The organism is Streptomyces sp. NPDC059524, assembly GCF_042749255.1.
Lineage (GTDB): Bacteria > Actinomycetota > Actinomycetes > Streptomycetales > Streptomycetaceae > Streptomyces > Streptomyces xanthii.
In genome coordinates this window covers 1-9989 of record NZ_JBHYTK010000052.1, presented here as the reverse complement: position 1 = coordinate 9989, position 9989 = coordinate 1, and the positions used below count along the sequence as shown (strand labels likewise).

The following is a 9989-nucleotide window of genomic DNA, read 5'->3' as shown; positions in this document are numbered from 1 at the left end:
GGTCGGGGGTGCGCTTGGCGCCCATGATCCCCGCGATGCGGGCGGTCGCGCGGGGGGGGGCCCGGGGGACAACCCCCCCCCCCCCCCCCGCGAAAACCACCCGGGGTGAAGTAGACCCCCCCCCCGCGGGCGGGCGGGGGCGGGGGCCTCCGCCACGCCGAGGTGGGCCGTCCGGCCGGGCCACGCGCGATAGCCCGCGGCGGCCACCGGCTCGCCGCCCTCACGGACCACGAAGACCGGCGAGGTGATCTCGTCCAGTGCCGCCTCGCCCGCGTCCTCAGTACCGGACAGTTCCGTCAGACGGTTCAACTCAGGGTGTCCGGCGTCCAGTTCAAGCACGGTCGCGCCCGTCCCGACCGTCGTGGCGGGCCGGAAGGCTTCCCCCGTGACGTAGGCCAGCGTCGCCGGGCCGAGCACGCGTGTCACCGGCAGCGCTTCCCGCACAGCCCCGGCGTCCACGGCCCGCTCGGGCGGAAGCCCTGCCAGTGCCCGGCGGACCGTCGCGGCCGCGCGCTCGCCGGGCGCCGTCGCGATCAGCGATCCGCCCAGCGCCACCACACCCAACCGGCCGGGCACAGCGACGACTTCGGGGAGACCGCCACGTCCGCAGCGTCCTGCGGCGCGAACGTCACCGGCGCCCCGGCGAGCCCCTCCCAGAGCGCCCGCGCTCTGCGCAGCTGCGTCAAGGACGGTGACTGAGGCGGCAGTTCTTCCCGGGGCATGACCCGATCCTGCCGGCCCGGCGCCGCTCGCCACCCGGGAATTCTCAGCCGGCGGCCTGTTCTCCGAGGTCGACGGAGGACGCGGGCACCGCTTCAGGCTCCGCCTCCCGCACGGCCGACTCCTCGGCCCCCGCCAGCCACAACAGGACGGGAGGAAGGGCCAGTTCGATCGCCGCGAGGGCGAGCTGGAACGAATGCGGACGGCCCTCCACCGCGAGGGAGAGGAGGCGGGCCCCTCCGCCCAGGAGGAACACGGCCGCGAGCCAGCGGACCGGAGTCGCGGGGATCGGGCGCTGACGTGCGGCCCAGAGCCAGGCCAGCCCGTACCCCACGAAGCTCGCACCCATGAAGCGGCCCCAGCTGTCCACGGTCGCGCCGGCGGAACCGGCCCCGGGGATCGCCGCGTTGCCGAGTGCCACATGGAGCAGCCCGATCCCCACGCAGGACCAGCCCGTCAGTGAGGTGAGCGCACGCAGAGTTCTGGCCCTGGTCATGATCCCTCCAAGCCGCCGCGGCGGAGCTTAGTTGACATGTGTCTACTTAGGCACCTTCAGCGTGGCGCGCTGGTAGACGTATGTCAACTAAGCTGCTGTCCGTGCCTCCCCGCCAGCGCCTCTCCCCCGCCGACCGCCACGCCCAGCTCCTGGCCGTCGGCGCCCGGCTCTTCGCCGCGCACCCGTACGCCGACGTACTGATGGAACAGGTCGCCGAGTCGGCCGGTGTCTCGCGGGCGCTGCTGTACCGGCACTTCCCCAGCAAGCACGCGCTGTTCGCGGCGGTGTACCAGGAGGCGGCGGACCAGCTGCTCGCCGGTACGCGCTTCGATCCGGCCGAGTCGCTGGTGGAGCAGCTGACGCAGGGGATGGACGTCCATCTCGACTACTTCATCGCCAACCGCAACGCCGTACTCGCCGCGAACCGGGTCCTGGCGGGCGACCCCGTGATCCAGACGATCATGACGAACGAGCTCGACGCCCTCCGCGCCCGTCTGCTGGCCGTGCTCCCGCTGACGGACGAGCAGGCCCGCGAGGCCGTGTCCGGTGTGCTCAAGAGCTGGCTCGTGTTCGTGCGGGTCCTCTGCGTCGACTGGCTCACGCACGAGACGTGCACGCGAACGCAGTTGCGCGATGTCTGCATCGGCGCGGCGATCGGCGCGCTGCGCCCGCTGCTCGCGCAGGACCCGGCGCCCGACTGGCCGCGCCACGGCCCTGTGCGGGGTGACGCGGACGGTGACGCGGATCCGGCGCGCCGCACTCCGTAGGCCCGCGCGGCCCGGCCGCTCGGCGTCTCGCGCTCGCCAGGACGAGGCGATCACCTCGGGCGTTTAATGGTGGAAGGGGCGACGGGGGGCCGATCCTCCCAGGAGCAGCGCATGTCCCGGATCCCGAGCAAGGCGTCGCAGGGGGATGCGAGCCGGGGCGGGGTCCTGAGGCGGCTGGGCGAATGGTGCGCCCGGCATTTCGTCATCGTCGTCATCGCCTGGCTGGTCGTCCTGGCGGCGCTGCAGGTGCTCAACCGGTCGTTCGGAGGCGAGTACTCGGACGACTTCTCACTCCCCGGCGTGCAGTCCACGAAAGGGCTCGACGTCCTCAAGGAACACGATCCGGCGGCCGGCGGGTACAGCAGCCAGATCGTGCTGCAGGACGGGAAGGATCCACTGTCGTCGGTGAGCGGCCAGATGGGGCAGACGGTCGGTGACCTGCAGAAGCTGCCGCACGTGTTGTCGGCGCAGAATCCACTGGCGGCGGGCGGCACGCAGCCGTCGTCGAGTTCGGGGCAGGGGACCTCCCCGGCGAACGTGGGCCCGCTGTCCGACGACGGCAGGACCGGTTACATCACCGTCCGCTTCGACGTGCAGCCCTCCACACTGGGCGACGACTACCTCGACGGCGTGGACAGCGCCGTACAGCCGCTGCGCGCGGCCGGCGTGGACGTGGAGTACGGCGGCCCGCTCGGAGAGCTGGCGCGGCCGCCCGCCGACGACCGGGTGAGCGAGGCGATCGGTTTCGCGGTGGCGATCGTGGTCCTGGTCATCGGGTTCGGCAGCGTCATCGCCGCCGCGCTCCCGCTGGTCACGGCGCTGCTCGCGGTGCTCGGCGGGCTGGCCTGTCTGGGCCTGCTGGCGGCCGCGTTCACCTTCGCGACGGTGTCGCCGACCCTGGCGACGATGATCGGCCTGGGCGTCGGCATCGACTACGCGCTGTTCATCATCACGCGCCACCGGCAGAACCTGATCAACGGCGCTGATCCCGTGCGGGCCGCGGGACGCGCGACGGCGACGAGCGGCCGGGCGGTGCTCGTCTCGGGCTGCACCGTGATCATCGCGCTGGCCGGACTCTCCGTGTCCGGGGTGTCGTTCATCAGCAAGCTGGGCCTGGCAGCCGCGGTGACGGTCGTGTCGGCCGTCGCCGGCGCGCTCACCCTCGTCCCCGCGCTGCTCGGCCTCATCGGCAGACGCATCGACCGGCTGCGGCTGGGCCGCCCCGTGGCGGAGGCCGACCCCGATCCGGCGAAGGCCGCGCACGGCACATGGCACCGGTACGCGCAGCGGGTGGAGCGGCGGCCCTGGTGGTTCCTGGCAGGTGGGGTGGTCACGGTCCTGGTGCTCGCGATCCCGCTGCTGTCGATCCAGCTGGGCCACATCGGGGACGGCGCCGACCCGAAGTCGTTCACGGACCGGCGGGCGTACGACATCATGGCCGACGCCTTCGGTCCCGGATCCAACGGTCCGCTCACCGTCGTCGTCGACCAGTCGAGCGTGTCCTCGGGGCAGCGGTCGACGCTCGCCTCGCAGGCACAGAAGACGCTGAACGACGTGGCGGGCGCGGCGGCCGTGACGCCGCTGACCCCGACGAAGGACGGGGACGTGCTGGTCGGCACTGTCTACTCCAAGACCTCGCCGCAGAGCATGGCCACGACCGATCTCACCAACCGCCTCGTCGACGACACGCTCCCGCAGGCGGTCTCCGGCACGTCGGCGCACGGCTACGTCACGGGCACCACGGCCGCGCAGGTCGACTTCCGCGACATCGTGGCGCACCGGCTGCCGCTCATCATCGCCGTGGTCGTCGCGCTCGCCTTCCTGATCATCCTGATCGTCTTCCGCGGCCTGCTCGTCGCGCTCAAGGCCGCCGTGCTCAACGTGCTGTCGATCGCCGCCTCGTACGGCGTGGTCGTGGCCGTGTTCCAGTGGGGCTGGGGCGGTCCCGCGCTCGGCGTCTCGGGGAAGGTGCCGATCGAGAGCTATGTGCCGATGATGATGTTCGCGATCATCTTCGGGCTGAGCATGGACTACGAGATCTTCCTGCTGTCCCGGGTCCACGAGTTCTGGACGCGGTCCGGGGACGCCCGGGCGAGTGTGGCCCACGCACTGGAGATCACCGCGCGGGTGATCACCTGTGCCGCGCTGATCATGGTGAGCGTCTTCGCCGCTTTCATCGTCAGCGACAACATCGTGGTCAAGATGCTCGGACTCGGTCTCGCGGTGAGCGTGTTGATCGACGCGACCGTCGTGCGCCTGCTGCTCGTGCCGGCCGTGATGACCCTGCTCGGCTCGCACGCGTGGTGGACTCCGCACTGGCTCGACCGGGTGTTGCCGCACATCGAAACGGAGGGCGAGGACGCGGAGGCGTCGAGCGCCGCCGTCGGTGCGGGGCCGCGTCAGCCCTGAGGCCGGTTCACGTCTTCGGGTCGTCGGCGACGCTCGGATCGGTCGTGTCGAAGTAGACCCGGCCCGAGCCCTCGTCCACGTAGAACGCACCCGTGTACGTGCCCTGTGTCATCCGGCGGTCGAACGACTCGCTGCGCACCCAACGGGCGCCCTTCGGCACGTACGGCAGCAGCTCTTCCGGAACCTGATCCGGCCGCTCCGGACGGAAGGGGCCCAAGTCCTGTGCGCGCACGAGGGACTTGGCCTTGCCCGCCGCCGGCCGGGCGAAGCCCACGACGCGTACGTCGGTCGGGCCCGGAGCCCGCGAACCGGCGACGCCCAGCACGAGGCCGAGCCAGTGCGGGTCGGAGAGCGGGCCGAGCTCGGTGAAGCGGCGCTCCAGCGGCTCCGGGTCGGTGCGGACTTCGGCGTGACCGTCGTCTTTGCCGGATGGCCGCGCCGGCGCCGGGGCGCACGCCGAGAGGAGCGCCGCCGCGCCCAGTACGAGCGCTCCACGGCGCCCCGGCCCCACTCCGGTGATCATGAATCGGCCTCCCCGCGCTCTCCCCGACCCGTGCGTGATCGTAGCCCGGCCGCCCCGCCCGACATGATGGCGTGGTGAACACGCATCCTCTTCGACTCACCGGGCTCGGCCTGATTCTTCGCCCGTGGACGGACGACGACCTCGACGCCGTACAGGCCCTGTTCGACGATCCCGACGTCGCCCACCGCACTCCGCTGGAGTCACCGTTCGACCCGGGCGCGGCCCTGCGCTATCTGGACGGCGCGGAGCGCGCCCGGCGGGCGGGCGAGCGGGTCCATCTGGCGATCACCACCGACGGTGTCACCGCGTGCGGCGAGGTCCTGCTCAACCGCACGACCCGCAGCATCGGTTACGTCGTCGGCGCCGCGCATCGCGGGCAGGGGCTCGCCGTCCGCGCACTGCGGCTCATGACGGAGTACGCGCACACGACGGCCGCCCTGCCCACGGTGATCCTGGAGATCGAACCGGACAACGGCGCGAGCATCGCCGTCGCCCGCGCCGCCGGCTACCGCCCCTCCGCCTCGGCCCCCGAGACCGTGACCGACAAGGGCCGCACCTACAGCCTCCACCCCTGGGAGCACACCCACCCCGCCGCCTGACGGCGGAACGGCACGCCAGACACGCGTTCACTCACATTCATTGCAACGACAGAGGTCAAATCTGTTGCATTAGATCCAGACCCATTGCAACAACTTTGCTAGTTCTAGCTGGAGTTATCCATTCAGGGCGCAATAAATGCGTTGCCATCTCTTCGAACGCAACGTAGCGTTTCCCATGTCGAGAACACGGGAGCGGAAGCAAAGGGGTGAGGCATGGAACCGCTGCAGAACCAGTCACAGTCGGCACCCGGCGCCGTCGCCGCCTTCGTCCGCTTCACACTCTGCGGGGGCGGCATCGGCGTCGCCTCCAGCTTCGCGGTGGCCGCGCTGTCCTCCTGGATCCCCTGGGTCCTGGCCAACGCGCTGATCACCGTCGTGTCGACGCTGCTCGCCACCGAGCTGCACGCCCGGTTCACCTTCGGTGCGGGCGGGCACGCCACCTGGCGGCAGCACGCACAGGCGGCCGGGTCCGCGGGCGCCGCGTACGCGATGACCTGCCTGGCCATGTTCGTCCTGCATCAACTCGCCCCGGGCGCAAGCGCCTTGACCGAGCAGGCCGTCTATCTCACCGCCTCCGCCCTCGCCGGGGTCGCCCGGTTCGCCGTCCTGCGCCTGGTGGTCTTCGCCCGCGACCGGGCGCGGACGGTGGCGACCCCCGTCGTCCCCGCCGCCGCGCCCGCCGCGCCGACCGCCCTGTGTCAGGCGGCCTGATCGGCGCGCAGCACCCGGAAGCGGTCCGGGGCCGCCGGATCCCGGTCGACGATCTGGACCGGCGGCCAGGTCCACTGCCACACGTGGGTGCCCTGCGGGCGGGTGAAGCGGATACGGCCCCGGGTGCCCTCCGCGTCGACGAGCGGCCAGGACTTGGCGATCAGGTCCCGGTCGACGCCGTGGCCGCGGAACACGTCGGTGAGCGCCACGATCGTGTCGTAACCCTCGAAGGCGACGAAGGAGGGTGCCGAGGCCAGGTGGGTCCGCAGCTCCTGCTCGACCCGCGCGCCGAGAGATGTGAGCGTCTCGGGCAGGTAGCGCAGGAACGGGACTCCCGCTCCGCCGGCGCCGAGCAGCCGACCCCATTCCGCGAACTCGGGCTGTCCGGCCGGAGCTCCGATCAGCAGGCCGGGCAGACGCGGGTCGGCGCGTACCGCCTCGACCAGGGGCACGGCCGGTTCCGGGTGGCCCACCAGGAGGAGCAGGGCCGTGGCGCCGGTCGCCGCGAGCGCGTCGCACAAGGCCTCGGGAGCGAGGACGGCCGCGTCGAGCGTGGTCACGGTGCCGCCGTGCGGCGCCAGGTGGTCGCGGAGGATCTCGGTGCCGGACGCCCAGTAGACGCTCGGCTGCGCCGCGACGGCGATGTGGGTGTGGCCGCCGGCCAGGAGGTGGTCGGCGTAGAGGCGCCAACCGCGGGACTGCGGCGGGGCGATGCGCGCGACGTGGTCCGTCGGGCCGTCGGTGACGAGGGCGTCGAGGACCGCGGACGAGCAGAGGTACGGCACGCCGAGCGCGGCGGCGGTCGTGGCGGCGGTCCGGGCGACGACGCTGTGGTACTCCCCCACGACAGCGGCGACGCCCGCGGCGGCGAGTCCGGTGACCGCCGCCGCTGCTTTCTCCGGGTCGGCCGCCGTGTCGCGGACCTCCAGGGCCAGCGGCCGGCCCGCGATGCCGCCGGACGCGTTGACGTCCCGTACGGCCAACTCGAGGCCCGCGAGCAGGTGGTGGCCCGCCTCGGACCAGCCGGGGCGGGTCAGGGGGGCGAGTGCGCCGATCAGAACCGGTGACGTGTCCGGGTCCGCGGCGGGTGTGGCGGGGTGTGTCGGGGTGACCATGCCGGTCATTTGATCCAGGAGTCACGCTCCGGGGCAAGTCATTAACTCCCGGTCTCCACAAGCGATCCGGGCTGCTCAGGCGGCCCGCTGCGCGACGTCGTCGTCGAGGGCCGCCTGCAGCCAGTCGTGGGCCGAGCCGGGTGTGGGTTCCGGGTGCGCGCCGGCCGGGGTGATCACCTCGGTCACCAGCTCCCAGTAGCCGTCGAGGCGCGGGTCCCCGGCCAGCAGCCGGGCCAGATCGCGGCGGAAGGCCGGGGTGTCGCGGCGCTGTCGCACGCGTGCGTAGGTGTCGACGAAGCCGTCGAGCGCCTCGCCCGGCCGAGGGGCCCGGCCGGCGCGCAACTGGACGCCCGCCAGGGCGTAAGCCTCGGCCAGCCCCGCGTACAGGCCCGCCACCTCGCGCGGGCCCGCGTCCGCGTGGGCGGCGGGCTGGGTGGGACGAGCCGGCGAGCAGGGCCGGGAGACCATCGCGTGCAGGCGGGCGAAGGCGAGGACCTGGCCGGGGCGGGGCGCGTCGGGGATCTGCGGCACGGCCGCTTCGAGGAACGCCGAGGTCGCCTTCGCGGGCATCCGCACGGGCAGCCAGCCGCGCCAGAACCGGGCGAACGCGTCCGTGGTCGGCGGGCTGCCGAGCGAACCGACGAGGCGCAGCGTCGCGGCGCGTTCGCGAGGCGCGCTCTGCTGGACGAGCCGGAGCGCGGCCTCCTGCCAGCGCAGTGCCTTCAACTGTCCGCCCAGCGTGTCGAGTTGCTGCGCGACCGCGTCGGCGAACGCGGTGTCGGCAGCGGCCTCCTCGCCGCCTTCGCCCTCTTCCTCGTACGCGTACAGGTCGTCGCGATCGGGACCGGGATCGTGCGCGTCCAGGATCGGGCGGATCTGCGGGAGCGCGAGGCCCAGGCCGCGCAGGGAGCGGATCAGGCGCAGCTGTTCCAGGGCCTCGGGGCCGAATCGGCGGTGGCCGCCGCCGCTGCGTTCCCGTTCGGGCAGCAGGCCGCTCTCGCAGTAGAAGCGCACCGTCTTCACCGTCGTGCCCGCACGCTCGGCGAGCTCTCCGATGCTCCAGCGTCCGTCGTCGTCCACTCGCACTTGAACCTCCCTCAGGGGGAGTTTCTAACCTACCGGCGGCCGGGGACGCACACCGGTTCTCCGGGCCACCAGCAGACCGAGCGGGGAGTGTGACATGAGCGTGTTCATCGTGGTCCCGGGCTTCTTCACGGATGCCGGGGCATGGGCGGAGTCGGCCCGGCGGCTCACCGAGGCCCGGCCCGGGGACGAGGTCCGCGTCGTCGGGCTGCCCGGTGCCGAGGACGCGGCGGGCGCCGGAGCCGTCACTCTGGACGCCCACATCGAGCGGGTCGTCGCCGCCGTCGACGCCGCCGGGGTCCCCACGGAGCGGGACCTCGTCCTCGTAGGGCACGACTACGGCGTCTTCGCGGTGCAGGGAGCCGCCGACCGCCGGGCCGAGCGCGTCGCCCGGATCGTCTACATCGACTCGCCGATTCCCGCCGACGGCACACCGGCGCTGGCCGCGGTGCCCGACCAGTCGCTGCGCGCGTCCTTGTTCGCGCAGGGGGCGGCGCAGGGCGGGGAAGCCGGGGACGCGGTGCCGGTGCCCGCGCCGGAGCAGTGGCAGTACTGGGGCAGTGTCCGGGACCTTTCCGATGCCGCGCTCGAACAGCTCACCGCCGCGGCCTCGCCCCACCCCGTCGCCACGCTGACCGAGCCCCTGAAGCTGACGGGTGCGGCCGCCGGCATCCCCACCACCGGCATCCTCTGCCACTACAACGGCGCCTCGATCGAGACCGTGCGCATGCGGATCCGCTTCGGCGATCCGATGCTCATCGCACTGGCCCGACCGGACGTCACCTTCTTCGAACTCCCCACCGGCCACTGGCCGATGCTCACCCATCCCGATCTGCTCGCGCGGACGCTGATCGCCGCGGCGGCCGGCGAGGGCGAGCGGCTCGACGCGCCACCGGCCGAGCCGGAGGCGGCCGCGAAGGCGGCCGAGAGCCCGGGCACCTTCCTCCTCGACGTACCGCCGCTGCCGCGCGAACGCCACGGAAACCTCGATCTGTATCTGCCCGAGGGAAGCGAGAGCGCCGATGAACTCCCCCTGCCCGTAGTCCTGTTCGTCCACGGCGGGCCCGTGCCGAAGGGCGTCGAGCCGACGCCGCGGGACTGGCCGGTCCTCACCGGTTACGCCCGGCACGCCGCCTCACTCGGGGTCGTCGGCGCCACCGTCGACCACCGGCTGCACGATGTGACCGACTATCCGGTGGCCGCCGGGGATCTGGCCGACGCCGTGCGGGCACTGCGCGAGGACCCGCGTGTGGACGGCGACCGGATCGCCCTGTGGTTCCTGTCGGGCAGCGGGCCGCTGACCGCCGAGTGGCTCGACGGGCCGCCGTCCTGGCTGCGCTGCCTGGTCGCCTGCTACCCGATCATGGCGCCGATGCCGAACTGGGGCGTGCCGGCCGGACGGTTCCGTCCGGCCCAGGTGATCGGCCGCGCGGGCGCGCTGCCGATCGTCGTCCTGCGCCCGGAGCTGGAGCAGCCGGCGTTCGCGGACACGGTCGACCAGTTCCTGCGGTCCGCCGACGCCGCGGAGGGATCGGTGGTCGAGGTCATCGGGATCCCCCGTGCGCG

General features: G+C 72.9%; 10 protein-coding genes. 5 read left to right on the top strand and 5 right to left on the bottom strand.

Annotation, left to right across the window (positions count from 1 at the left end):
• Positions 1–533: 533 nt before the first annotated feature.
• Complete coding sequence (locus tag ACFW9D_RS16960) at positions 534–722, bottom strand: hypothetical protein (protein WP_384622763.1); 189 nt, start codon at positions 720–722, stop codon at positions 534–536.
• A gap of 44 nt (positions 723–766) precedes the next feature.
• Positions 767–1216: a DUF4345 domain-containing protein gene (locus tag ACFW9D_RS16955; RefSeq protein WP_384622760.1), complete on the bottom strand. Its 450-nt coding sequence runs from the start codon at positions 1214–1216 to the stop codon at positions 767–769.
• A gap of 101 nt (positions 1217–1317) precedes the next feature.
• Here ACFW9D_RS16955 and ACFW9D_RS16950 point away from each other — a divergent pair, with 101 nt between their 5' ends.
• Positions 1318–1983 (top strand): TetR/AcrR family transcriptional regulator, encoded by a 666-nt coding sequence (locus ACFW9D_RS16950; protein WP_384622757.1) that lies wholly within the window; start codon positions 1318–1320, stop codon positions 1981–1983.
• 111 nt (positions 1984–2094) lie between these two features.
• Positions 2095–4392 carry an MMPL family transporter gene (locus tag ACFW9D_RS16945; protein WP_384622754.1) on the top strand — a complete coding sequence of 766 codons (2298 nt, stop codon included), beginning with the start codon at positions 2095–2097 and terminating at the stop codon, positions 4390–4392.
• Between the two features lie 7 nt (positions 4393–4399).
• Here ACFW9D_RS16945 and ACFW9D_RS16940 read toward each other — a convergent pair whose 3' ends face one another.
• Positions 4400–4915, bottom strand: coding sequence for a hypothetical protein (locus ACFW9D_RS16940; protein ID WP_384622751.1), 516 nt, complete (start codon positions 4913–4915; stop codon positions 4400–4402).
• Between the two features lie 74 nt (positions 4916–4989).
• On the opposite strand from ACFW9D_RS16940, the gene ACFW9D_RS16935 reads away from it, so the two are divergent.
• Entirely contained in the window at positions 4990–5514 is a 525-nt protein-coding gene (locus ACFW9D_RS16935) for a GNAT family N-acetyltransferase (protein ID WP_384622748.1), read from the top strand.
• Positions 5515–5727: 213 nt separating this feature from the next.
• Positions 5728–6225 carry a GtrA family protein gene (locus ACFW9D_RS16930; protein WP_384622745.1) on the top strand — a complete coding sequence of 166 codons (498 nt, stop codon included), beginning with the start codon at positions 5728–5730 and terminating at the stop codon, positions 6223–6225.
• Here ACFW9D_RS16930 and ACFW9D_RS16925 read toward each other — a convergent pair.
• Both ACFW9D_RS16925 and ACFW9D_RS16920 read right to left on the bottom strand, forming a co-directional pair.
• Complete coding sequence (locus tag ACFW9D_RS16925) at positions 6213–7340, bottom strand: ABC transporter substrate-binding protein (protein ID WP_384622742.1); 1128 nt, start codon at positions 7338–7340, stop codon at positions 6213–6215. The two genes, ACFW9D_RS16930 and ACFW9D_RS16925, sit on opposite strands and share 13 nt — an antisense overlap.
• A gap of 75 nt (positions 7341–7415) precedes the next feature.
• The gene (locus tag ACFW9D_RS16920; protein ID WP_384622739.1) at positions 7416–8426 is read right to left on the bottom strand and encodes a MerR family transcriptional regulator; all 1011 of its coding nucleotides are present in this window, start codon (positions 8424–8426) and stop codon (positions 7416–7418) included.
• Positions 8427–8520: 94 nt separating this feature from the next.
• On the opposite strand from ACFW9D_RS16920, the gene ACFW9D_RS16915 reads away from it, so the two are divergent.
• A partial coding sequence (locus ACFW9D_RS16915; protein ID WP_384622737.1) for an alpha/beta hydrolase family protein occupies positions 8521–9989 on the top strand: 1469 nt, incomplete at its 3' end.

Coding starts and splice junctions, on each gene's coding strand:
- ACFW9D_RS16960 (WP_384622763.1), bottom strand. CDS start 722: ATGCCCCGGGAAGAACTGCCGCCTCAGTCACCGTCCTTGACGCAGCTG.
- ACFW9D_RS16955 (WP_384622760.1), bottom strand. CDS start 1,216: ATGACCAGGGCCAGAACTCTGCGTGCGCTCACCTCACTGACGGGCTGG.
- ACFW9D_RS16945 (WP_384622754.1), top strand. CDS start 2,095: ATGTCCCGGATCCCGAGCAAGGCGTCGCAGGGGGATGCGAGCCGGGGC.
- ACFW9D_RS16940 (WP_384622751.1), bottom strand. CDS start 4,915: ATGATCACCGGAGTGGGGCCGGGGCGCCGTGGAGCGCTCGTACTGGGC.
- ACFW9D_RS16930 (WP_384622745.1), top strand. CDS start 5,728: ATGGAACCGCTGCAGAACCAGTCACAGTCGGCACCCGGCGCCGTCGCC.
- ACFW9D_RS16925 (WP_384622742.1), bottom strand. CDS start 7,340: ATGGTCACCCCGACACACCCCGCCACACCCGCCGCGGACCCGGACACG.